The organism is Flectobacillus rivi, from assembly GCF_030056655.1.
In the GTDB taxonomy this organism is placed as follows: domain Bacteria; phylum Bacteroidota; class Bacteroidia; order Cytophagales; family Spirosomataceae; genus Flectobacillus; species Flectobacillus rivi.
This window is the reverse complement of sequence record NZ_JASHIE010000005.1, coordinates 161248-186136: the sequence shown is the minus strand read 5'-3', so window position 1 is coordinate 186136 and position 24889 is coordinate 161248. Positions and strand designations below refer to the sequence as shown.

Sequence of the window (24889 nt, the reverse complement as noted above, 5' to 3'; positions counted from 1 at the left end):
TTTGATATAGTCCTTCAATAATATTTTTATCCAATCGCAAAATGTTGCCTAATTAGGTAACATCACTCACAATACTAATGAATTTATAAAAACTCTCAACATTAACCCTCTGATTATTTTTGACTTACGCTATTCTGCTATCATGAATCAGAATAATATTTTCACCATAATTCTCATTATCTAAATTTCCCAATACCTATTTATTACCACCATTTTCAACAATTCCTTATATTCTTGGTTAATATTTGATTATATCTTGATAAAATGTACATAGCGCTTCCTTCTTGAATAAAGTAATTTTACATTATACCCATTTATCTTGGGAAACCGTCTTAGGCATCTTAACTATCATTATGTATGAAACACTTCGTCAAATTATACTTTATTACTTTGGGGATGCTTTTGCTGTGTGCGGGTCCTAGCTGGGCACAGAAAATAGCTGCTAATGATGCTTTGAGACAACTTATCGAGATGTATCATGCCGATCGTGGCAACTTACAGCGTTTTTACACGATCGACCATTCTCCTGAGCGTAGAGAACGATTCAAAACCCTAGCTCAGTCTTATCTTACGCAACTACAGCCAATAGACTATAATGCCCTCGATGCTGGCGGGCGTGTGGACTACTTATTGATCAAAAGGGATTGGGAAGATGTCATTTATCAAAGTCAAGAAGAAGCTACCGCCTTTCAGCAGTTGGCAAACTGGTTTCCGTTTGCACAAGTAATTTACGATGCCGAAAAAGCTCGCCGCAGAGGTCTAATGCCAGATTCGCCTAAATTGGCATCGGAACTTAATCAATGTGTGAAACAAATTGTTGGTCTACAAGCCAAATTAAAGGAAACAAAAACCCTTACCAAAGATTTATCTAACCGAGGTAGTCGTATTGCTTTGGGGTTAAAATCTGCCTTAAACTCTGTTTATAGTTTTTATAATGGCTATGACCCGATGTTTACTTGGTGGATGGCAAAACCTTATGCCGAGTTAGATAGCGTCTTAAAGGGCTATTCTTCGGCTTTTCTGAAAGCTACCACCGTAAGTTCTCAAGTCAAAAATGATGCTTCGGGAATTGTAGGTAATCCTATTGGCAAAGAAGAGCTCACGCGTAAACTGAAATTAGAAATGATTCCTTACTCGCCAGAAGAACTGGTGGAGATAGCCAACAAGGAATTTGCTTGGTGCGATGCCGAAATGCTCAAGGCTAGTCGTGAGATGGGTTTTGGCGATAATTGGAAGGCTGCTTTAGAAAAAGTAAAGCAAACGGCCGTTCCGCCTGGACAACAGCCCTCTGCAATGGTCAAATTATATGAGGAATCTATCGCTTTCTTGAAAGACAACCATTTGATTACGATTCCGCCTTTGGCAGAAGAAACTTGGCGATTGTCGATGATGAGTCCTGAACGTCAATTGGTCAATCCTTTCTTCTTAGGCGGTGAAGAGTTTATTGTTTCGTATCCTACCAACACGATGACGCATGACCAAAAAATGATGAGTATGCGTGGTAACAACCCTCATTTTTCGAGAGCTACCGTACATCATGAACTCATTGCTGGACACGGTTTACAATCGTTTATGACACGTAGATACAAAACCTATCGTCATTTCGAAACACCATTTTGGGTAGAAGGCTGGTCATTGTATTGGGAAATGCTGTTATATGATTTGAAATTCCCTCGTTCGGCAGAAGACCGAGTTGGGATGCTATTTTGGCGTATGCACCGCTGTGCTCGTATTATTTTCTCGCTCAATTATCATATTGGCAAATGGTCGCCGCAAGAGTGTATCGACTTTTTGGTAGACCGTGTAGGTCACGAATATGCCAATGCTGAGGGCGAAGTACGCCGTTCGTTTGTAGGAGGTTATGACCCATTATACCAAATCGCCTATATGATTGGAGGCTTACAAATCAGAGCATTGAAAGATGAATTGGTAGGTACGAAAAAAATGACTTATCAACAATTTCATGATCAATTTATGCAGGAGAACAAGCTCCCCATCGAAATGATACGCGCTATCCTTTCTCGCAAACTTTTACCGAAAGATTATCAAACCAACTGGAGATTTTATTCACTTAAATAATAGGAGAATTTGAAGATTTGGAAATTTGAAAATGTGATTACTCATCTTCAAATTTTCAAATCTTCAAATTTTCAAATCAACATACCATGAATCACATTTCAATTATTGGCGGGGGGATTGTAGGATTAAGTTCTGCTTATTATTTGCATGAAGCGGGCTACAAGGTGACGGTATTTGATAAAGGAGATTTATCGGATAACTGTTCTTATGGTAATGCAGGCTATGTATGTCCAAGTCATTTTGTGCCTTTGGCAGCACCTGGGATTATTTGGCAAGGAATCAAATGGATGTTTAATCCTTTGAGTCCTTTTTACGTAAAACCTTCTTTGAATAAAGCATTAATCAATTGGGGTTTCAAATTTATGCAAAGTGCTAATCCTCAACATGTAGAGAATTCGGCAGTGCCTTTGAGAGATATTTCTTTATTGAGTCAAAAACTGTTTGAAGAATGGGAAGCTAGCGCTGCTTTTGACTTTGGCTACGAGCGTAAAGGTATGCTTGAGATTTTCCAAACAGAAGCCGTGGCTGCCCACGCACATCATACCGTCGAAAAAGCACATGAATTAGGTCTTGATGTAAAATATCTTGATAAAGCACAGTTACAGGCATTAGAACCGCAAACGCCCCTCAATGCCATTGGGGGACTTCAGTTTAATTGTGATACTCACGTTTATCCGAACCTTTTAATGAAAAATCTTATCGCAGATTTACAGCAAAAAGGTATCGAAATCAAAACGAATGAAAGTATTACGGGTTTTGAAAAAAAGAATGGAAAAGTCACTCATATCCGTTCCAACAAACAGCAATATGCTACCGATGGAGTAGTGGTAGCGGCTGGTTCTTGGAGCCGTGAACTAGCTGAGTTGGTCGGTATTACCCTTCCACTGATGGCAGGTAGAGGATATTCTTTGACTTTGGAAAATAGTCCTCATCAAATCAACCATCCTATTATTTTGGCAGAAGGTCGTGTGGCATTAACGCCTATGGATGGCAACAAGATTCGTATGGGAGGCACGATGGAAGTGGTTTCGACAAACACTCCTCCGAATTTCCAACGTGTAAAAGGAATTTTACAATCAGTCAAAAGCTTTTTACCAACTTTTGATATAGCATTTCCTGCCGAAAAAGACATCTGGCATGGTTTCCGACCTTGCTCGGCAGACGGTTTGCCTTATATCGGTCGTACTAGTACTTATGACAACGTCGTAATTGCTACAGGGCACTCGATGATGGGACTTAGTTTAGGGCCAGGTACAGGAAAATTGGTCGAAGAAATTATCAGCGAAAAACCGACCAGTATCGATATTCAAGCATTCAATCCACAACGATTTGACTAAAAAGTAAAGGCTTTTATCTCATGACATCATTCTTAGATAAAAGCCTTTCTTTATCTTCTCCTCTATGAAAAAACTCACCCTTCTCTCTATTTTTTGTTTATTGTTTTTGGGAAAAATAAATGCCCAAAATTATACCCCTCTCAAAGTTGACAAACGCTTTAAAGTACAATCTAAAGTTACCTTACAAGCTTATCCATTCGACTTGGACGAAGTAACTTTACTAGAAGGTTCGCCATTCAAAAATGCGATGGACAAAGATGCAGCGTATTTGTTGAGTATCGAGCCACAACGCTTGTTACATCGTTTTTATCTCAATGCGGGCTTACCTACCAAAGGCGCAGTGTATGGCGGATGGGAAAGTGAAGGTCTTTCGGGGCATACGCTTGGGCACTATCTTTCGGCATGTGCGATGATGTATGCTTCGTCGCAACAAAAAGTGTTTAAAGACCGTGTCAACGAAATGGTAACAGCTTTGGCAGAATGCCAAAAAGCGCGCAAAACGGGTTATGTAGGTGCTATTCCAAAAGAAGATTCGATTTTCACGAAAGTATCGCGTGGCGAAATTAAGTCAGGAGGTTTTGACCTCAACGGCGGTTGGAGCCCTTGGTACACAGTTCATAAAGTCATGGCGGGTTTGTTAGATGCGTACTTGTATTGTGGCAACCAACAAGCTTTAGCCGTAGTGACAGGTATGGCCGATTGGACAGGAAAAACAGTTAACCCACTTTCGCCAGAGTTATTACAAAAAATGCTTAAATGTGAATACGGCGGAATGGCTGAGGTTTTGGCTAACTTATATGCGATTACGGGCAAAAAAGAGTACCTCGATTTGTCTTATAAATTCTATGACGACTTTGTGATGGTGCCTTTGTCGAAACGTATTAATCCGATGGCTGGCAAACATTCGAATACCAATGTACCCAAAGCCATAGGTAGTGCCCGACAATACGAACTAACAGGACTGGAGTCTGATAAAACTATCGCAAGCTTTTTCTGGGATATTATGGTACACCATCATACTTATGTGATTGGCGGAAATAGTAATTACGAATACTGCGGCGAGCCTGACAAACTGAGCGAACATTTAAGCGACAACACTTGCGAAACCTGTAATACCTACAATATGCTTAAGCTTACTCGCCATTTGTTTACTTGGCAACCCAATAGCGAGTTGACGAACTATTATGAAAGAGCGCTTTACAACCATATTTTGGCATCACAAAATCCCGAAAGCGGTATGATGTGCTATTTTGTGCCCTTGAGAATGGGTACTAAAAAAGATTTCAGCGACCAGTTCAATACCTTTACTTGTTGTGTTGGCAGTGGTATGGAAAATCATGTGAAGTACAACGAAAGTATTTATTTTCAAGGTGCTGATGGCAGTCTGTTTGTGAACTTATTTATTCCTTCTCGTCTGAATTGGAAAGACAAAGGCTTGGTATTGACACAACAAACACAATATCCAACTCAGGGCAATTCACAACTCACTTTAGAACTTCGCAAGTCTCAAAAATTTGCTCTTAAAATTCGTAAACCTTGGTGGGCGACCAACGGCGTTCAAGTAAAAGTTAATGGACAGTCGGTTGCTTCGGAGCCAGATGCCAATGGCTATATTGTCGTAGAAAGAACATGGAATAATCGTGACCAAGTGACACTCGATATGCCTATGCAGGTTTACAGCGAAAGTATGCCTGACAACAAAGACCGTATCGCTTTATTGTACGGCCCTTTGGTTTTGGCAGGACAATTAGGCAAAGAAAATCCCGATCCAGTATATGGCATTCCTGTTTTGTTGACAGACAATAAAAATGTAAATCAGTGGGTAAAAAGTGTAGAAAACTCTCCCTTAACTTTCAAAACCCAACAAGTGGCTGTTCCTTTTGAAGTAACCCTAATTCCTTTCTATCAAAGTTATCAACAACATTACAGCGTGTATTGGGATTATTTTACCAAAGCTGGTTGGGAGGAGAAAAAGGCAGCTTATGAAGCAGAGAAAAAACGTCAGAAAGAGATAGAAGATAAAACAGTAGACAATTTCAGAATTGGCGAAATGCAACCCGAGCGTGACCACAACCTTACCATCGATGGTGAATCTTATGTGAGCGACGCGCTAGGACGTACAGGTCGCGAAGTCAGAAAAGGAGGTTCTTTTTCATTTGACCTAAAAATCAAAGCTAATTCAACCCAAGCATCGATTTTGATGACTTATATTGGTGATGACAAAGGTCGTTTCTTCGATATTTTAGTAGACGGTCAAGTATTGGCAACACAAGAGTTGAAAGGTGGAGCAACTGGCAAGTTTTATGATATATCTTACCCGCTTAATACTTCTTTTACTGCTAATAAAAATAAAATCAGAGTAACCATCAAAGCACACACAGGCAAAACCGCAGGAAGAGTTTTTGGAGTACGGAGCCTTGATTAATGGTAAGTGATAAACTACTTTTGTCTAAAAGATATTTCTAGTAGCGAGGTAAAGTCCCCTGCTACTAGAAAATACTTTACTCATCGCCTACTCAATTATTCTTTCAACCATCCAGCCTATTGCCATGACAATCATTATCACTGCCCCAATTTGACGAAAAATGGTATAGTATCGAGTTTGAGAAAGTAAGAGTAATAGAGGAAATATTACTAAAATAATACATAACTGCATCAGTTCGATTCCTATATTAAAACCCAAAATACTTAATACCATTTGTTTGACTGAAAGCTCCAAATTAGTCAAAGTTTCGGCAAAAGCCATTCCATGAATTAATCCAAAACTCCCTGCAATTAAGACTTCTCTTTTAGGATAAAGAGGTCTGAACGCATGTATTGCAGAAATCAAAATCGTAATAGCAATACAGACTTCAATAGGTTTTACCGGTAAATTTAACCATTGCGAAGCACCCAATAGCAGGGTTAATGAATGTCCAATGGTAAAGGCTGTGACTATTTTAAGTAATGTCAATGTGCTTGGTTTGAACCCTTTATAAGCGCCCCATTTTTTATCTTCAACCATAAGCATCGCTGGCAATAACAAGGTCAAAATAAACAAAATATGATCTGTGCCCTCTGCAATATGGTCAATACCCAGCACTACCATATTCTTGAAGCCTTGCCAAGTACTACCTTGTTGTAAGCTTACTTGAAAAACAGGTATTTTACCACTTGGAACATCCAGAGCTATTATGCCAATTTGTTGTAAAGTTGAATCTTCCGAAACCAAACCTTGTTGCCAATCCTCTTTAATATTTACTAAAATCTGGTGACTCGCTACTTGATGTAAAATCACATCATAGTCAAAATAAAAATTTCGTAAATCATAATGCTCAGGAGGCACCATCGAAAACATCACAATCAACTCTCTATAATCGCCCGTTGCTCGGTTTGTTTTCTCCTCAGTCACCCACATTTTTCCTAAGGTTACTGTCCAAGCTTTTCCATCAAAGCTTCTTGGACGAATATGTGCCATCAAATAATGACGAAGTGTATCACCAAGGCGTTCTACCAAGTGCTCCGAATGGTCGTCAACTCCCATGCCAATAGCAGATTGAAGCTCGCCTAAGGGTAATTGTATTTCTCCTGAAATACTTTTTTCATGCACCTTGAGTACCACCATCGAGCTTGGCATAGGATGTCCAAAAAGCTGAATACTCGTAAGAAATGCTATGAAAAGGTATATATATTTAAGATTAACGGACGACATAAGTAAAAGTGGCGAGTTTAGGAATATTGAGTTTAAGTATGTGGGTAATTTGATCTGCAGTAGGCATTAAGCCATTTGCCGTAGGCTAAAAGTATGAAAGTGTTTCTAATAAAATCATGAATACATTTTTACTTAGTGCCTACGGCTTATTGCTTAAAGCGTATTAATGCAATTTTACATTCAGCATTCATACTTAGTTGCTACCATAATCAGCTTTTCTATCTCTCCAAACTGAGTGAGGGTGATTCGCTGTTTTGACGATTATACCGCCTTGCATCGAAAACTCAATCCATACATTCGGACCATCAATCAATACATAATCGCCTTTGGAGGTCAAGTCAGTTGTACCATAATACGAAATATAGGTATCTGCAATATCCGCTTTGTATTTAGCATAAATGGCAGCTGCGGCTTTATCATCCAAATCATCTGTATAGGTTTTGATAGCAGCCAATACCAAGTCTTGTTGTGCCGAAGTCAAGTTACCAGCTTTTACACCTGTCTTCGTCGTTGGAAATTTATCATCCTGCGCTGGGCCTAAAATCAAATCATTTTGTGCCGCAGAACGTTTTGCTGTAGTCAATTCACTCGAACTTAAGCCTTTTAACATATTTGATAAAGCCGTCAGTTCTTGTTGAATTGGGTTGTAAGTCACTGTTTTCCAAGTATAGGTAGGAAATGGCTCGGTAGAGCGGAAAGAAGGTGTACCTCCCGTCATTTTTCCTCCATTGTAAGTATAAATGATGGTACCGTGGTGACCGCCTATCTGCAAGCACCAAAGTCCAGTTGTACTTGGAGTTCCTATAAAAGCAATATAATAATTGCCTGATCCATAGTCAGAGCCTCCTCCAATAGAATTCAAGTAATCATCTGCTGCCAAAATACCTAAATACTCAGCATTGCCTTCACTGGTTACAGAACTGGTTGCCACTTTAAGAAGGTTGTAAAAAGCTGTCCATTGAGCAGTACTAAATGTACTTGATTGCAAACCTGAACGACCTCGATACAATCCTTCAGGTAGATTTGACCATTTTTGTGCATGAGCTTTGTTGTAGGTATCTTGTAATGAGGTGATTTGCGTAGACGTAAGCGTTGCTTTGAATGCTTCTGCCATAGCTACAATATTAGTAATATCGGTGTCTACAGACCATGTTGTTCCAGTACCATTTGACCCAGAAGAAGACCCAGAACCAGCGGTATTGACTGTTAAAGAAAATGTACATGATTGACCTGCCACTGTAATAGCAAAAGTAGCAGTACCACTTGAAGCTGGCGTTCCTGTAATGGCAAAGGTGACAGAGCCTGCTCCCGATGCCAATGTTCCTGCAGCAAGCGTAGCTGTCAAACCTGTTACGCCCGATGAAGCTACAGCAGTACCAGTAGCATAAGCACCTCCATTGCCACCCGTATAAGGCACAGTGGCAGTTCCTGTAAAGGCAGTTCCAGATACAGGAGTAGCCGAAAAGGTGGTAGATGAGCAGTTTAAGGCAGAGATAGAAGCTGTAGCTGAAGTCGAGACTACGGATTCGTCCTGCTTGCAGCTTATGGCTATCAATGTGGTAAATAAAATTGCGCTTGCAATCGTGATTTTGAATTTCATATCCTTGATGGGTTTTGATTGATTACAATACTTGTGACTTGTGGATATGAGGATTCGTTATTGAAAAATAGGTGATTAAAAGTGAAAAGGAAAAATCAGTAGGTGAATCGCCCAAAAGAAGATTTTGCACGACAAACTATCTATTTTAATAGACCATTTTAAAAGTAAAAGTCCATTGCATCAAAAATGACACAATGGACTTTTTAAAATCAAATAGAGTTAATAACTCGCTATTACTTATGCTACTCCAACTTGTTTCAAATACATCACATGTGAACGTAAAGCACTCAAAACACTTGGATATTCAAGATATTCAATGCCAAATTGTTGACAAGTTTCTCTTACTAATTCGTTGATTTTTGGATAGTGAATATGGCTAATTTTAGGAAAAAGGTGGTGTTCTACCTGAAAATTAAGACCTCCGGTAAACCATGAAACAATTTTACTACGAGTGGCAAAATTAGCAGTAGTCTGGATTTGGTGAATAGCCCATTCTACATTAATCTTGGAAGTTTCCTCATCTGGCATTGGAAAGCTTGTATGCTCTACAACGTGTGCCAACTGAAATACAACTGCACTTACGAAACCACAAACAAAGGCAATAACAAAATAGCCAATCATTGCATCTACAATTCCCAAACGGTAAATTGGTAATACCACAAAAACTGCCACATAAGCAATCTTTGTACCCCAGAAAATAAGATGCTCTTTGGTATCCATCTTTCTGAATTTTGTTTCACCTACTTTTCCTGTAAAATATTTTTGAAAATCTTGCCAGTAAATCCATAACAAGTATGTCCAACCATACAAAAACACCCAATAAATGTACTGAAAACGGTGAAACCAATATTTTTCCTGAGTTGAGCTTACGCGAATCCAAGGTTTAATATCAATATCATCGTCCATCCCATCGATATTAGTAAATGAGTGGTGATTGAAATTATGTTTAAATTTCCACAGATACACACTTCCGCCAATCATATTCAATGAATACCCCATCAATTCATTTACCCATTTACGCTCCGAAAAGCTTCCATGAGCACCATCGTGCATGATGTTAAATCCAATCGCAGCCATATTAAAACCTAATAAAGCTGAAAGTAAAATAGACAACCAAGCTGTTGGTGTAAAAAACACCAAAATCAAATATAATGCTACCGCACTCGCAAGCAGGGTCGTTGATTTGAAATACAGCTTAAAATTACCTGTTGGCTTAATTTGGTTTGTTTGAAAATAATCGTTTACTTTTTTGCGTAATGCATTAAAAAAAACACTGTTCTTGTTGTTGAAACTTACTTTTTCCATTGAGATGGTTTTCTTGTATAATCAATTTTAAATCCCTTTACAGAGCTTTATTTTCAAAGATTATAGGGTTAGTTTTGAGTATTAACTAGTTGTTGATTTTTTTGTTTAAAAAATGTACCATAAATATGTGGCACTACAAATGTATTAATTTTCAGTCTTTTTTTTACCTGCAAGTTGCCCACAAGCTGCATCAATATCTTTTCCTCGCGAGCGACGCACATTTACGACCATTCCTTTTTCTTCCAAAAACTTTGCAAATTTTTCCAATGTCAATGGGTCTGTGTTAGTATAGTTTGCCTCCGCAATAGGATTGTATTCAATAATATTGATTTTACATGGAAATTGCTTAGCAAATTGCCAAAGCTCTTTAGCATCTTCCAAAGTATCGTTAAAGCGGTAAAACACAATATATTCGAGTGTAATTCTACTTCCTGTTTTCTTATAAAAATACTGCAATGCTTCTTTGAGTGCTTCTAAGGTATTACTCTCATTGATAGGCATGATTTGATTTCGCTTCACATCATTAGCAGCATGTAAAGACAAAGCCAAGTTGAATTTTACTTCATCTTCGCCCAATTTCTTAATCATTTTGGCAATCCCTGCTGTAGAAACTGTGATACGTTTGGGAGACATTCCCAAACCTTCAGGCGATGTAATATGCTCGATTGACTGCAATACATTGGCATAATTCAACAACGGCTCGCCCATACCCATGTACACGATGTTGGTCAATGGCGTTTGATAATGCCCTTCTGCTTGATCACGAATACGCACCACTTGGTCATAAATCTCAGCAGGATCAAGATTACGCTTGCGATCCATATAACCTGTAGCGCAAAACTTACAAGTTAAAGAACAACCAACTTGTGAAGATACACAAGCTGTCATACGGTCATCTGCTGGAATAAGTACGCCTTCTACCAAATTTTGGTCAAATAACTGAAACGAAGATTTAATCGTTTTGTCCGATGACACTTGTTTTTCAGCTACTGTAACCGCACGAATTTCAAAATTTTCGTCCAATACCTCTCTCATCTTTTTAGAGAGGTTTGTCATTTCGTCAAAACTTTGTACAGATTTCTTCCAAAGCCACTCATATACTTGCTTGGCTCTAAATCCTTGCTCGCCTTTTTCTACCAAAAACTCTTTAATTTGGCTAAGACTCAGCTTTCTAATATCTTTTTTGTTAGCTACTGCAACTTCCATAATAAACTTTATACTTAAATCGATATGAGTAAATATTAGCGCTATCATTTTGTGCCCACTTTCGACGGCACTCCACATTTCTAATTCAATGCGCTACTCATGTCTTTTGTGGCTACAACTACCCTAGGATAGTCTAGTTTTAATAAACAAGTGATTGATTTTGCAAAGGTACGACTAATTTTTATGGGATTGATATTCAGAGAGGTAGTTAAATATAATGATTTATCGCATTTTATGGATTCATTGTATTTTTTTAAAAACTTATAAACAATTGCTATACAGTTTTTTACAATTTAATAACATTCTATTAGTTTGTTGTGGGAAAACAATCTTAGGATTTATGTGGCTCACTAAACCTCTTGATTTGTGTAGGGACTTTATCCACTGCTTTTTCTATAATTGAAGGAGCAAATGGTTTTACAATGGGTAATAAATAGTAAGGACCTTTCTCATTTTTGGGAGGAATCTGCATACCTATTGCTGAGCCAAGCCATAGGATAATACTAATACCAAAAGCCCAAGTCATGCCACCAACCAACGCACCTACCAAGGAATCAAACTGCCCCAATACCGTTGCTTTGATTGATTTGCGAAGTACCCAACCTAATTTATTGATAAGATACACAATCGGGAAAAATACAGCTCCAAAACCCACATAAGGCAATACCCTATCCGTTACCTTGCTTGTCATATAGGGCGATAACCAGTCCGAAGCTACACCTAGCGTTTTGAAGCCAATAATGACAGAAATAATAAAAGCCAAAATAGAAATTACTTCAATAATAATACCTCGTTGGTAGCCAATAAAAGCTCCCCAAAGGATTGGAAGAAGTATAAAAATATCAATGACTTTCACGAAATAGAAGGTTGAAAAACTGTTGATTTTGAATAAATGTATCAAAATCAACAGTCAAAAATTTAAGAAAAATTATCCTAAAAGCGCTTTTACTGTAGCAGAAATAACTTTTCCATCTGCCAAACCTGCCAATTCTTTGGTAGCAACGCCCATTACTTTACCCATGTCTGAAGGAGCAGAAGCACCTACACGAGCAATGATTTCAGACAATTTTGCTTTTAATTCTTCTTCTGTTAATTGTTTTGGCAAAAATTCTTCAATTACAGTCAACTCTGCTTGTTCTTTTTCAGCCAAATCGTTGCGACCTTGCGCCACGAATACTTCCATTGAATCTTTACGTTGTTTGGCTGCTTTTGTCAAAATTTTCATTTCAGCATCTGTAGTCAATTCGCCTGTACTGTTGCCTGATGTTTCTTCTAATAAAATCAAAGATTTGATGGCACGAAGCGCTCTCAAACGATCTTGATCTTTGGCACGCATGGCATCTTTGATACCACTTTCGATATTTGTTTTTAGTGACATGGTTCTATTTGATAAATAATTGTTTTAAAATTAAGGGGTATTAGCTGTAAGCATTAGGTAAAAGTATATCATCAACTCTCTCTTATTGACCCGAAAACCGATAGCTGAAACCCAATACCCAAAATACTGTTTCTTACTTTTGAACAAAAATCATCCGCAAAACATTTCCATAACAGGAGCTATGCTATAACTTCACAGAAATTTTGTACAGTTTTTACAAAAATACAAAACTATTCAATCATTCACCATTACTCTCGACATTCAAGCACTTTTGTCGAGCATTGCTTTTGAATACTATGACTAAACTTAGTGTAAATATCAACAAGATAGCTACTATTCGCAACTCCAGAGGTGGCAACAATCCTAATGTAGTTAAAGTAGCTATGGACTGCGAACGATTTGGTGCAGAAGGCATTACCGTACACCCTCGTCCCGATGAGCGCCATATTCGTTATCAGGATGTGTATGATTTAAAAGAAATCGTCACTACAGAATTCAATATCGAAGGTAACCCTACCGAAGGTAAGTTTGTAGAGTTAGTGTTGGCAACCAAACCTACTCAAGTAACGCTCGTACCTGATGCACTTGGTGCTATTACTTCCAATGCAGGATGGGATACAATTGCGCACAAAAGTCGCTTACAAGATTTAATTGCGATGTTTAAAGAAGCAGGTATTCGTACATCAATTTTCGTGGATGCTGACGAGCGCATGGTTGAAGGAGCTAAAGAAACAGGCACTGACCGTATTGAGCTTTATACTGAGCCTTATGCTGAGCATTATATACAAAACCGTGAAGCAGCTATTAAAGATTTTGTAAGTGCTGCCCAAGTTGCCAATCAACTAGGTTTGGGTATCAATGCTGGACATGATTTGAGTTTGGAAAATCTTCGTTACTTCCAACAAAATATTCCTAACCTGTTAGAGGTATCTATTGGTCACGCTTTAGTGTGCGATGCACTCTATTATGGACTCGAAAATACAGTGCAATTGTATCTAAGAGAGACAAAGGCAATAGATTAAAGAAAAGGTGTCGAGGCTTTACTTGACACCTTTTCCATTTAACATCAATTTTCAGCAACTATAAAATAAATTAATAATTCAACCATTGACTTTTGTCAATATATGTTGCGACAAATAAATTTGTATTTACTAAATAACTAATCACAAAATTGTTGAACCAACTTGCTTAGTGGCGGCTGAGTAAAGGGTTAATTAAAATTGATACAACTTCTGACAAACTAAACAAACTTATTGTACAAAGTGGCGGCTTTGGATAATCATGTTCTGTCTTGTCAGAAGTTTTTTTATATCTCCTTATCGCCAAGCATTTCTTGTCCTTGTACGACTACTTTAATGCCAACCACATTTCCATCTTTTCTGATAAAAAATACAGCAGCGCCGTAATTAGCTTCTTCAAATTCATCATCTTGTTTTTTACTCAATTTGGTTTCAGGATAATCCCCTGCTAAAGCCACCAATGAGCCATTTTTATAATAAATCTTAATTTTAGGAATCTGGTCGTTGGCTTGCATTTTATAACTCCCAAAATAGTCTTTGAAACTCAATGAATCAGCTTGTACTGAAATAGTCTGAGAAATCGTCATGTCAGACAACTGAGCTGTAGGCTGTCCTACCGAAAGCAGTGAAGCGATAAGTAAATGATGCATGGTTAAAATGTTTGAGTTGATTAAGAAATTTGGGAAAGAAATCCTAGACTATCAATTCATTTTCAAAGATTTAACAAGAACATAAATTTTACTTTTTTCAACAGAATGATTCTTGATATAAGAAGCAAGAATCATTTATCCACAAAAATTATACTCCTTGCTAAGCTCTTCTATACATAAATATCTAAAGAAGATTTTTCACCAACAAGATACCAAATTCTCTACAAAACTAAATTTATTATTAAAAAAATTACATAAAATTATTATGCAAGCATACCTATTTACTTTAACTTAGCATTGTTATTCTTCTCTGGTATTCAAATCATCAAAAACTAGCTTTAACTATGAACGAAGCTTATATCTATGATGCCGTTCGCACACCTCGTGGTAGAGGTAAGTCTGATGGCTCACTTCACGATATTCAACCTGTACAATTAGCGCAACAAGTATTAGAACAACTCCGCGACCGCAACCAACTTGATACTTCCTTGGTCGATGATGTGATTATGGGCTGTGTAACGCCTATTGGCGAACAAGGTGCTGATATAGCTCGGACAGCTGTTTTGGCTGCGGGTTATCCACAATCAGTCGCAGGGGTACAAATCAATCGTTTTTGTTCGTCGGGTTTGGAGGCTGTCAACATGGCTGCTGCTTATATCATGTCGGGTCAGCAAGAATTGATGATTGCAGGAGGTATCGAGTCAATGTCACGTGTGGCGATGGGAGCCGATGGTGGTGCAATGATGATGAATCCACAACTTATCGCAACCCACAAATTTGTTCCTCAAGGTATCTCAGCAGATTTGATTGCCACCAAATATGGTTATTCACGTCAAGCCGTTGACCAATTTGCGGTTATATCACAACAACGTGCAGCAATAGCTCATGCAGATGGACGCTTCAACCATTCAATGTTTGGGGTAAAAGATGAAATAGGAATTGAGGTGCTCAACTATGATGAAGGTATGCGACCCGATACCACAGTAGATGGTTTGGCAAAACTTCGCCCTTCTTTTGAAATGATGGGACAAATGGGACTCGACCAGTTGGCGCTGATGAAATATCCAGAACTTAATGAAATCAATCACGTACATCACGCAGGAAATTCCTCACAAATTGTAGATGGTTCAGCTGGAATATTGATAGGAAATAAAGCTATTGGCGAAAAATTGGGGTTGAAACCAAGAGCTAAAATTTCTGCCTTTGGGGTTTGTGGTTCTGAGCCTACTATAATGCTAACAGGTCCGATTCCTGCTACACAAAAAGTGCTCAAACGCAACGGGATGAATATTCAGGATATAGACTTATTTGAGATTAATGAGGCATTTGCTGCTATTCCGATGTTATTTATGGACGTTTTGGGAGTTGATCACAATAAAGTTAACGTAAACGGAGGGGCTATTGCTTTGGGACATCCACTTGGTGCTACGGGGGCAATCATTTTGATGACATTACTTGATGAATTGGAGCGTACAGGCAAAGGCACTGGACTAGCCAGTTTATGTATTGGAGGGGGTATGGGAATCGCCACCGTTATTGAGCGTATTTAGAGTTTGCTCTACAATACTTAAATGATGATTCAATTTCTATTTAATGAAGACACAAATGATTACTATCAATATCCAAAACAATATAGCTGTCCTAGGCATTAATATTGCCAATCAGCCTATGAATGTGCTCAACAATGAATCTATTCCTGCATTGTCCGAAGCACTTGAAAAAGTGTATACCAATCCTGATGTTAAAGGAATTATTCTGACCTCAGAACGACCTGAGTTTATTGCAGGGGCAGATTTGAAAATGATTCTTCAAAATAATGGACGAGCGCCAGAAGAACTTTTCAAACTTTCGATGAGTCTGAATACCATTTTCCGAAAAATGGAAACCAACGGCAAACCTATCGTGGCAGCCATGAATGGTACGGCCTTGGGCGGAGGATACGAGGTTTGTCTTGCTTGCCATCATCGGGTTGCACTCAATAATCCAAAATCCATTATTGGTTTACCAGAAGTAACCATTGGCTTGCTGCCAGGTGGAGGCGGCACACAACGGCTACCCCGTATGATTGGAATGGAGGCGGCCGCGCCGCTATTGCTCGAAGGAAAAAGGGTTTCTCCCAAAGATGCTTTGGCACTAGGTATGGTCGACCAATTGGCCGACTCACCCGAAGAAATGTTACAAAAAGCCATAGTGTGGATAGAAGCCAATCCTTTGGCTGTACAGCCTTGGGACGAAGTGGATAGAAAAACGGGTAAAATTAAAGCAAGAGAAAATTTTAAAGTACCAGGAGGAAATGTCTTAACGCCTAAAGGTGTTCAGTTGATGATGGGCGGTACTGCCATGACCCTTGCCAAGACCCAAGGGAATTATCCTGCACCTATCGAAATTATGTCATGTGTGTACGAGGGCTTACTCGTCAATATTGACCGAGGCATTGTCATCGAAGCTCGTCATTTCGTAAAAGTAGCCAACTCGACAGTTGCTAAAAATCTTATCAGAACGACCTTTTTTGGACTCAACGAAGTCAATAAAGGAGCAGGAAGACCCAAAAATGTCCCACCAACGCAAATCAGCAGTATCGGAATTTTAGGTGCTGGCATGATGGGCGCTGGTATTGCGTATGTATCGGCGTTGGCAGGTTTGAAAGTGGTATTAAAAGATACTTCACTTGAAAATGCGGAAAAGGGTAAAGATTACTCTCGCAAATTATTACAAAAAGGTATTGAGCGTGGTAAAATGACTGCCGAAAAAGCAGAGCAAATTTTAATGCTTATTCATACGACCGATATTTACGAACCACTTCAGGGCGTAGATTTGATTATTGAGGCGGTGTTTGAAAATCCCAAACTTAAGGCTAGTGTTACACAAGAGGCAGAAAAATTCTTACGAGAAGATGGCGTATTTGCTTCAAATACTTCCACTCTTCCTATTACAGAACTGGCAAAAGCTACCCAAAAGCAAGAGAACTTTATAGGTATTCACTTCTTTTCACCTGTAGATAAAATGCAATTGGTGGAGATTATCGTTGGTAAACAAACCAGTGAATATGCTCTCGCCATGGCAATGGATTATGTCAAGAAAATCCGCAAGACGCCAATTGTCGTAAATGACTCGAGAGGTTTTTATACTTCGAGGGTATTTAGCACCTATACTTCTGAAGGATTAGAGTTGTTAAAAGATGGCGTAAATCCTGTGGTAATTGAAAATGTGGCTAAGCAAATGGGCTTTCCTGTTGGGCCGTTGGCAGTTTCAGATGAGGTTGCGTTAGATTTGGCTTACAAAATTTCGCACGAGTCTGTACAAGCTGGCGTACTATCGCCAGACGATACGGCGTATCAAATCAGTAAGCAGTTTACAGAAATGGGACGTTTAGGTAAAAAAGCCAAAGCAGGCTTTTATGAATACCCTGACCCATCTACAGGAAAGAAAAAGTATCTTTGGGAAGGGTTATCTCAATTATTTCCCTTAAATTCAGTACAACCTTCAGCAGACGAAATCAAACAGCGACTTTTTTATCGTCAAGTACTCGAAACGGTAAAGTGTTTTGAAGAGGGAGTTCTTAGAACCCCACTCGATGCCGATTTGGGGTCTATTTTTGCTTGGGGATTTCCTGCTTATTTGGGAGGAACACTTTCTTTTGTGAATACAGTGGGAATTGTGAATTTTGTAAAAGAATGTGATAGATTGGCAGATACCTACGGGGAGCGTTTTAGACCAACAACCCAACTTCGTGAAATGGCTAAAGCGAACAAAGGATTTTATTGATTTCTGACTAGAGATTATTGACTACGACATTTTTAAAGAACCGACTTTTCATATCTCAATATTTGATAAACTTTTTTTACCTTGACTAAATTTAAAATGCTAGGCTTTGAGATTTTCTCGAAGCCTACTTTTTTATATACTCCCTCCATTTTAAACCTTTCGGTCTTAGATATGTTAATCTAATAAAGGCATACATTTCTTATGTGTGTAACTTTCACTCAACAAACATACAAATCTCAACTAGACTTTTTTGATTAAAAATATTTATGACCATACACTCGATACGGCAATTACTCACCGAAAAGTATACAAAAACAACCCAGTTCATTCTAACCTTGATGTATATTGTAGGGTTAATTGGGTTGCAGGTTCCTATGTTAAAGCCTATTTTTCAAGAATTATCGGCTTTTAATTTATGGGTGTCTGCTGGTTTACTGTTGATTTTCCATCAAGATTTTCATAAGAACTTTATCATTCTAGGTGTCATTTGCTATTTAGTGGGCTATTGGATTGAAGTAATTGGAGTACACACGGGTGTTATTTTTGGGGTGTATCAATATGGTGCAGGTTTAGGCACAAAGCTATTTAAAGTACCGCTGGTAATTGGTACAAATTGGTTCATATTGGTGTATTGTAGCGGTATTTTTTGGGAAAAAATCAAAGAGTATTTCAAGCTTTCATGGCATCCCATTATCCAAGGAATTTTTATTGGAACTATAATGACTAGCTTGGATTACCTCATAGAGCCTGTAGCGATAGCTTTAGATTTTTGGCAATGGGAAAATAATATTATCCCTATTCGCAATTATGTCGCTTGGTGGATTATTGCTTCCATCTTAGGCTATTACTTTAGCATAAGCCAGTTTCATAAGCGTAATCCATTGGCTATCTTATTACTTTTCCTACAATGCTTTTTCTTCGCAGGGCATACAATTTTATTTATGTTGAATAATTGAATTAATTTTGTTGAAAAATAAAACCTTTTTATTGAACAAAGGTTTTACCTCTTACTATTTGGATAAATATCTCAAGCAAAAAGAAATTAAGACTAGAATTCCTCTTTTTCTAGTTCGGGTGCAAGGGCAACAAGACTAACAATACCAACCATGAGCAATTATTCTATCAAAGACCTCGAACAATTATCGGGTATAAAAGCACATACTCTCAGAATTTGGGAGCAACGATATGATATTCTCAAACCTACACGTACCGATACCAATATCAGGACTTATGATGATGTGGATTTGAAGCTGGTATTGAATATTGCGTTGCTAAAAGAACATGGGTATAAAATTTCGGAAATCGCTCAAATGAGTAGTGACTCTATGGCGCGTGAAGTGATGGTTATTTCGGATAAGCAAATGAATTATCCTGATCAAATTCATGCTCTAACGATTTCGATGCTAGATTTGGACGAAGATCGTTTTGAAAAAATTATTAGTACTAATACCCTACAGTTTGGCTTTGAAAATATGATGGTAAATATCATTTACCCTTTCTTGAGCCGTATAGGTACGTTATGGATGACAGGCTCGATTGGCCCAGCACAGGAGCATTTTATCTCAAATTTGATTCGTCAGAAGATTATTGTAGCGATAGATGGCCAATTACCATCATTAAAAATTGGAGCGAAAAAATATCTTTTATTTTTACCTGAAGGCGAATTACATGAAACAAGTTTACTATTTGCTAACTATTTAGTCCGTGCACGACAAAACAAAGTGGTGTATTTAGGACAAAGTCTTCCTTTCGAAGAACTCGTATTTGCCTACAATGTACACAAACCCGATTATTTGTTTACTGTAATTACAAGCGTACCTGCCCAAGACGAAATTCAAAAGTATATTTATAAATTAGCTCATACTTTTCCTAATACCAAAATCTTGATTACTGGTTATCAAGTTATCGGTCAAGACTTAGATTGCCCCGACAATGTTGAGATTCTGACACAGGTAAAACATCTTATTTCTTTTGCAGAAGAGTAGAATTTGGTTAGCCGTTGGGAATTTAGCTTGCGGTTTTAAAATCATCAATGAACAAAGGCACAAAGTGATTAGTTACTTTGTGCCTTTGTTGATTCATACCTAAGTAATCGTGCAAAATTAAATTTAATAAATTTTAAATGTAAGATATTGATAATTAAAGTTTTATATTCACAATTCACAACTCATAATTCTGCACTATTACTTAAGTTAGTAGGCAAGATAAAATTTAAGATTGTTCTTTGGGCTTTCAGGTATCAGCTTTCAGCCTTCGGCGGAGGGCTTTGTAAAAAGCATGACTGTGGTTATTAAAAAACATTTTACACTCTTTGCCTTGTGCCTGTTGCCTAGTGCCTAAACACATAACTTAAATGTTATGCTGCACGATTACTTACCTATCAATTACTTTTCTCGCCAATAGTTTTCCACTCTATTTTTTACATTTTCTCTAATATTTCCATAGAATAAATTATAGTCAGCACGATGCCAAATTTTGGTATTTAATAAAAATCTACCTTTTACATAAGGCTTATTAATCCAGAGCATTCCTGCATGGTTTTGAGCATCTACAGCTTCAGGCACATAAGTAAATTTGAGCCCCACACCTCCTTTACTCAAAGAACGAGGAGCAAACTCCTCATCAAGTTTCCATGTCAAGGGGTTGGTACTAATCGAAGTATTAAGCCCTTCGTTGTACCATGATGGATAATAATCTCTAGCATAGGTATTCCACGAGACAAAACAGCCTGTTTGGTCTCCATTTTCACAAGCTTTGATTGACCCAAAAGTATTAGGTTGTGTGGCAATACCCACCAAATAAGCCGCTACAAATTGCTTCTGTAAAGGTTTTTGATCAAAAAACTCTTTTATCAATCTTTTAGCATGTACAGTTCCTTGGCTATGCGAAGCAATCACAATAGGGCGACCTTGATTGTAATGTTGAAGGTAATATTCAAAAGACGCCTTTACGTCCGAATAGGCCAAATCCAAAGATTGCACTTTATCAGTCAAGTTCTTAGTAACAAAAGCCTGATAATGCGCCTGACGATAGCGAGGCGCATAGACACGACATGAGCCATTAAATACCGACGCCTGATTGAGGATGGTAGATTCATCTACTTTTTGATTCATATCAGCATCATTTACATCGGCATTCCATTCAGAAGGTCCTTGAGGTTTTTGCGTGTAAATAGTAGGGTGAATAAAAAAAACGTCTACCTTAGCTTGTGCCTGATTGTCAGTAAAATCTGACTTCAGTGGCACTCGGTCGGCAGGATCATTTTTGTCAGGTAACGATGCCCAATGCTCCTTCAAAGCATAATTTGGCTTGGGAGGATTCGTATTTTCATTATAATGGCTCTGTATTTGATAAGGAACTCTTTGACAAGAAAGAATAAGCCATGCAAAAATCAGGAGGTAAAAACGCATAAGTTATCTTATTGTATGATTTTTTGAAAAATTTGTAAAAAAACCATTTTTATATTAACTAAATTCTCTAAACATTAGTTAGATTTACGAATCAAACAACTGTTTAGTTGAGAAGAGTTTAAAATCGTTTTGAAACACAAACGGTATAGTTTTCAAACAATTGTAAATCTACTATTCTTTTTGAAGTAAACAGTTTTCGTAATCTTAATTCACTAAAAAACGTATGAACAAACTATCTACTACAATAAGACTACTTACCAGTATCTTATTTCTATTCTGTGCATTCACAAGCTTTTCGCAGACCGTCATTACGGGTAAGGTTTATGATTCTGCAACCAAAGAAAAGCTCATCGGGGTCAGTATTGCGGTAAAAGGAAAAGTGATTGGTACAATTACAGATGCCAAGGGAAATTTCTCTTTAAAAACAAACACTCCTGTTCCTTTCACAATTGCGGTATCAAGTGTGGGTTATGCTACTCAGGAACTTAAGGTGACAGATAAAACTTCGGATTTCTCTATTGCTTTAGAAGAACAAACTGTAATGGGACAAGAAGTAGTAGTTGCTGCTTCCAGAGTAGAAGAAAGCGTAATGAAATCGCCTGTTTCTGTGGAAAAAATGGATTTGAAAGCTATCCAACAAACAGCTTCAAATAACTTTTACGATGGCTTAGCCAACTTGAAAGGCGTTGATATGGCTACACAAGGGTTGTTATTCAAATCTATCAATATGCGTGGATTTGGCTCGACAGGTAACCCTCGTATTGTTCAGATGATTGATGGAATGGACAACTCTGCTCCAGGTTTGAATTTTGCGGTAGATAACATCATTGGTATGCCAGAACTAGACGTTGAAAATGTGGAGGTATTGCCTGGTGCAGCATCGGCACTTTATGGTCCTAATGCTATCAACGGTTTGATTTTGATGAATAGCAAAAGCCCATTCTTATATCAAGGTTTGAGCGCAAACGTAAAATCGGGCGTTATGCACGCTAGCAACCGTAGCACAGCAACGACTCCGTTTACAGATATGTCGGTACGTTTTGCGAAAGCATTTAATAACAAAATTGCCTTCAAATTAAATTTCTCGTACATCCGTGCGCAAGACTGGGAAGCTACCAACTATGCCAATCTTAACTTAGGAGGTAATGCAGATCCTAGCCGTGGAGCAGGTACAAAAACTGATTATGATGGTATGAACGTATATGGTGATGAAATTCAAACGAACTTAAATTCGTTGAATGCAGCGTTGCCAAATGCAAACGTGAGCCGTACAGGTTATATGGAAAAAGACTTGGTAGATAACAATACGAAATCTTTGAAATTTAATGGTGCTGTACATTATCGTTTAACAGAAAAAGTAGAAGCAATTGCTCAATTAAACTACGGTGAAGGTACTACGCTTTATACTGGTACTGGTCGTTATTCATTGCGTGACTTCAATATTACTCAAGCGAAATTAGAATTACGTGGTGATAACTTCAACTTGCGTGCGTATACAACTCAGGAACGCTCTGGTGGATCATTCACTGCTGGTTTAGCAGCGGTAGGTATGCTCAACGAAATCAAATCGAATACTGCTTGGTATACCGAATATGCAGGTGCATTCATGCAAGCTCGTCAGGCAGGTGCGGCAGAAGATGCAGCCCATCTAGCAGCTCGCCAATTTGCAGATCGCAATATGCCAGCACCAGGCTCAGCAGCGTTTAATACATTGTTAGAAAAATATCGCAACCTTCCTATTACACAAGGTGGTGGTGCTTTTGCTGATAGAAGTAATATGTACCATGTGGAAGGTTTTTACAACTTCAAAAATGAAATTAAGTTTTTGGATTTGACAGTAGGCGCTAACTTCCGTAATTATGAATTGCGCTCGGCAGGTACTTTGTTTTCGGATATGAAAGATGGAAGAAATGGCTCGATTTCTATTAATGAATACGGTGGTTTCATCCAAGCATCAAAAAATCTATTAAACGACCACTTAAAACTAACAGGGTCGTTGAGATATGATAAAAACCAGAACTTCGAGGGACAATACACACCACGTTTCTCTGCGGTATTATCACCTAACCAAGACCATAACTTCCGTTTGTCATACCAAACAGGTTTCCGTATTCCTACTACCCAAAACCAATATATTGACCTAGCAACTCCAGCAGGAACATTGATTGGTGGATTACCAGAATTTGATGCTCGTTACAAATTAGCAACAGGTGTAACTCGTGAGACATTGACAGCTTTTGCTACAGACCTTGCTAAGAATGGTGCCAATTCAAAATACCTTACAGATGCAGTAAAAGCTGCCGCTGTACAATATGCAACAGCAGCAGTAACAGCGCAATTAGCAACTATTCAACAAGCAGTAATTGCAGCAGTACAAGCTCAAGTAACAGCAGCGGTAACAGCACAAGTACAAGCAGCAGTAGCAGCAGGTCAACTTCCAGCTGCCAATGCACCAGCGGCAATCCAAGCAGGTGTAACGCAACAAATGTCTTCTGCTCCAGTACAAACTTTAATCCAGACAAACGTTCAAAATACGGTTAAACAAAAAGTAACGGAAGTAGCTACTCAAGTAACTCCAGCTTACGCTTTGGCTGCATTGCCTAAATACAAAGCAAAACCTTTGACTACTGAAAAAATTCAGTCTTACGAAATTGGTTACAAAGGCTTAATTGCAAAACGCTTGTTTGTTGATGCATCATATTACTACAGTGTTTACAAAAACTTTATCGGTGGTGCAACTATCGTAGTTCCTACAGCAGCGGCTGGTCCTGGCTTACCAATCGAATCAGGTTTGGGTAGTGGTAGTACTCGTGCTGGTTATTCAAGAGTAGCCAACTCTGATGAAGATATTACTATTTCAGGATGGTCAGCGGGTTTGAACTACTCATTGGATAAAGGTTACTCTGTAGGTGCGAATATCTCACACAACCAAATGAATAATTTCGTTGCCTCTACAGAAGTACCTTATGCTGGTTTTAACACACCATCATACAGCATGAAGTTTAACTTTGGTAAGCGTATCACAAGTGGTAGCAAATGGGGTTATAATGTTTCATTCCGTCACCAAGATGCGTTTACTTGGGAATCGAGCTTCCCGTTGCCTACAACAACTGATGTGCCTATTTTCACAAATACAGTTGTGCCTGCTATCAATAACTTGGATGCACAATTCAGCTATAAAGTAGCGCCAATTAAGTCGATTATCAAAGTGGGTGCAACTAACCTATTTGGTAATCCATATTTCCAAGCGTATGGTAGTGCTTCGGTAGGTTCAACGTACTACATTGGTATTACTTTCGATGAATTATTGAACAAATAATATTTTGGTGAATATGAGTCATCTCATATTTAGTGATTGAGTAATTGAGCGAATGAGTGATTATTTTTAATGTGAATTTTACTTGTAGAGGCGCAATGTTTTGCGACTAAAGAGTTATCATTCTGAAATA

Annotated in this window: 17 protein-coding genes; 9 read left to right on the top strand and 8 right to left on the bottom strand. The window is 38.3% G+C overall.

Translation table 11 applies throughout. The features are described 5' to 3' along the window. Positions 1–357: 357 nt before the first annotated feature. From QM481_RS08635 to QM481_RS08625, 3 genes are all read left to right on the top strand, one after another. Positions 358–2079: a DUF885 family protein gene (locus QM481_RS08635; RefSeq protein ID WP_283381442.1), complete on the top strand. Its 1722-nt coding sequence runs from the start codon at positions 358–360 to the stop codon at positions 2077–2079. An 86-nt stretch (positions 2080–2165) separates the two neighbouring features. Next, a complete protein-coding gene (locus QM481_RS08630) occupies positions 2166–3416 on the top strand; it encodes an NAD(P)/FAD-dependent oxidoreductase (protein ID WP_283381441.1) in 1251 nt (416 codons plus the stop codon). Positions 3417–3480: 64 nt separating this feature from the next. Next, positions 3481–5841 carry a glycoside hydrolase family 127 protein gene (locus QM481_RS08625; RefSeq protein WP_283381440.1) on the top strand — a complete coding sequence of 787 codons (2361 nt, stop codon included), beginning with the start codon at positions 3481–3483 and terminating at the stop codon, positions 5839–5841. 87 nt (positions 5842–5928) lie between these two features. Here the strand turns inward: QM481_RS08625 and QM481_RS08620 are convergent, their stop codons facing one another. From QM481_RS08620 to QM481_RS08595, 6 genes are all read right to left on the bottom strand, one after another. Beyond that, entirely contained in the window at positions 5929–7107 is a 1179-nt protein-coding gene (locus QM481_RS08620) for a HupE/UreJ family protein (RefSeq protein ID WP_283381439.1), read from the bottom strand. 193 nt (positions 7108–7300) lie between these two features. Continuing rightward, positions 7301–8707: a DUF3500 domain-containing protein gene (locus QM481_RS08615; protein WP_283381438.1), complete on the bottom strand. Its 1407-nt coding sequence runs from the start codon at positions 8705–8707 to the stop codon at positions 7301–7303. Positions 8708–8944: 237 nt separating this feature from the next. Then, positions 8945–10012: a fatty acid desaturase family protein gene (locus QM481_RS08610; RefSeq protein WP_283381437.1), complete on the bottom strand. Its 1068-nt coding sequence runs from the start codon at positions 10010–10012 to the stop codon at positions 8945–8947. 144 nt (positions 10013–10156) lie between these two features. Then, on the bottom strand, positions 10157–11218 hold the full coding sequence (gene rlmN / locus QM481_RS08605) for a dual-specificity RNA methyltransferase RlmN (protein ID WP_283381576.1): 1062 nt from the start codon (positions 11216–11218) through the stop codon (positions 10157–10159). 331 nt (positions 11219–11549) lie between these two features. Further along, a complete protein-coding gene (locus QM481_RS08600) occupies positions 11550–12074 on the bottom strand; it encodes a CvpA family protein (RefSeq protein ID WP_166550875.1) in 525 nt (174 codons plus the stop codon). A gap of 72 nt (positions 12075–12146) precedes the next feature. Beyond that, entirely contained in the window at positions 12147–12596 is a 450-nt protein-coding gene (locus tag QM481_RS08595; RefSeq protein WP_166550876.1) for a GatB/YqeY domain-containing protein, read from the bottom strand. A 296-nt stretch (positions 12597–12892) separates the two neighbouring features. Here QM481_RS08595 and QM481_RS08590 point away from each other — a divergent pair, with 296 nt between their 5' ends. Continuing rightward, positions 12893–13618 carry a pyridoxine 5'-phosphate synthase gene (locus QM481_RS08590; RefSeq protein ID WP_166550877.1) on the top strand — a complete coding sequence of 242 codons (726 nt, stop codon included), beginning with the start codon at positions 12893–12895 and terminating at the stop codon, positions 13616–13618. A gap of 284 nt (positions 13619–13902) precedes the next feature. Here the strand turns inward: QM481_RS08590 and QM481_RS08585 are convergent, their stop codons facing one another. Further along, positions 13903–14265, bottom strand: a complete 363-nt coding sequence (locus QM481_RS08585; RefSeq protein WP_166550878.1) for a hypothetical protein — start codon at positions 14263–14265, stop codon at positions 13903–13905. Between the two features lie 344 nt (positions 14266–14609). Between QM481_RS08585 and QM481_RS08580 the strand changes: the two genes are divergently transcribed. The 4 genes from QM481_RS08580 to QM481_RS08565 all read left to right on the top strand — a co-directional run bounded on the left by QM481_RS08580 (position 14610) and on the right by QM481_RS08565 (position 20015). Next, positions 14610–15815: an acetyl-CoA C-acetyltransferase gene (locus tag QM481_RS08580; RefSeq protein ID WP_283381436.1), complete on the top strand. Its 1206-nt coding sequence runs from the start codon at positions 14610–14612 to the stop codon at positions 15813–15815. Positions 15816–15858: 43 nt separating this feature from the next. Beyond that, positions 15859–18030 carry a 3-hydroxyacyl-CoA dehydrogenase NAD-binding domain-containing protein gene (locus QM481_RS08575; protein WP_374760886.1) on the top strand — a complete coding sequence of 724 codons (2172 nt, stop codon included), beginning with the start codon at positions 15859–15861 and terminating at the stop codon, positions 18028–18030. Positions 18031–18368: 338 nt separating this feature from the next. After that, the gene (locus tag QM481_RS08570) at positions 18369–18986 is read left to right on the top strand and encodes a carotenoid biosynthesis protein (protein ID WP_283381574.1); all 618 of its coding nucleotides are present in this window, start codon (positions 18369–18371) and stop codon (positions 18984–18986) included. A 150-nt stretch (positions 18987–19136) separates the two neighbouring features. After that, positions 19137–20015, top strand: coding sequence for a MerR family transcriptional regulator (locus QM481_RS08565; RefSeq protein ID WP_283381435.1), 879 nt, complete (start codon positions 19137–19139; stop codon positions 20013–20015). A 399-nt stretch (positions 20016–20414) separates the two neighbouring features. Here QM481_RS08565 and QM481_RS08560 read toward each other — a convergent pair whose 3' ends face one another. Next, a complete protein-coding gene (locus QM481_RS08560) occupies positions 20415–21440 on the bottom strand; it encodes a DUF3089 domain-containing protein (RefSeq protein WP_283381434.1) in 1026 nt (341 codons plus the stop codon). 223 nt (positions 21441–21663) lie between these two features. Here QM481_RS08560 and QM481_RS08555 point away from each other — a divergent pair, with 223 nt between their 5' ends. Then, a complete protein-coding gene (locus QM481_RS08555; RefSeq protein ID WP_283381433.1) occupies positions 21664–24759 on the top strand; it encodes a TonB-dependent receptor domain-containing protein in 3096 nt (1031 codons plus the stop codon). Positions 24760–24889 lie beyond the last annotated feature (130 nt).

Coding starts and splice junctions, on each gene's coding strand:
- QM481_RS08635 (WP_283381442.1), top strand. CDS start 358: ATGAAACACTTCGTCAAATTATACTTTATTACTTTGGGGATGCTTTTG.
- QM481_RS08630 (WP_283381441.1), top strand. CDS start 2,166: ATGAATCACATTTCAATTATTGGCGGGGGGATTGTAGGATTAAGTTCT.
- QM481_RS08625 (WP_283381440.1), top strand. CDS start 3,481: ATGAAAAAACTCACCCTTCTCTCTATTTTTTGTTTATTGTTTTTGGGA.
- QM481_RS08620 (WP_283381439.1), bottom strand. CDS start 7,107: ATGTCGTCCGTTAATCTTAAATATATATACCTTTTCATAGCATTTCTT.
- QM481_RS08615 (WP_283381438.1), bottom strand. CDS start 8,707: ATGAAATTCAAAATCACGATTGCAAGCGCAATTTTATTTACCACATTG.
- QM481_RS08610 (WP_283381437.1), bottom strand. CDS start 10,012: ATGGAAAAAGTAAGTTTCAACAACAAGAACAGTGTTTTTTTTAATGCA.
- rlmN (WP_283381576.1), bottom strand. CDS start 11,218: ATGGAAGTTGCAGTAGCTAACAAAAAAGATATTAGAAAGCTGAGTCTT.
- QM481_RS08595 (WP_166550876.1), bottom strand. CDS start 12,596: ATGTCACTAAAAACAAATATCGAAAGTGGTATCAAAGATGCCATGCGT.
- QM481_RS08590 (WP_166550877.1), top strand. CDS start 12,893: ATGACTAAACTTAGTGTAAATATCAACAAGATAGCTACTATTCGCAAC.
- QM481_RS08585 (WP_166550878.1), bottom strand. CDS start 14,265: ATGCATCATTTACTTATCGCTTCACTGCTTTCGGTAGGACAGCCTACA.
- QM481_RS08580 (WP_283381436.1), top strand. CDS start 14,610: ATGAACGAAGCTTATATCTATGATGCCGTTCGCACACCTCGTGGTAGA.
- QM481_RS08575 (WP_374760886.1), top strand. CDS start 15,859: ATGAAGACACAAATGATTACTATCAATATCCAAAACAATATAGCTGTC.
- QM481_RS08570 (WP_283381574.1), top strand. CDS start 18,369: ATGTATATTGTAGGGTTAATTGGGTTGCAGGTTCCTATGTTAAAGCCT.
- QM481_RS08565 (WP_283381435.1), top strand. CDS start 19,137: ATGAGCAATTATTCTATCAAAGACCTCGAACAATTATCGGGTATAAAA.
- QM481_RS08560 (WP_283381434.1), bottom strand. CDS start 21,440: ATGCGTTTTTACCTCCTGATTTTTGCATGGCTTATTCTTTCTTGTCAA.
- QM481_RS08555 (WP_283381433.1), top strand. CDS start 21,664: ATGAACAAACTATCTACTACAATAAGACTACTTACCAGTATCTTATTT.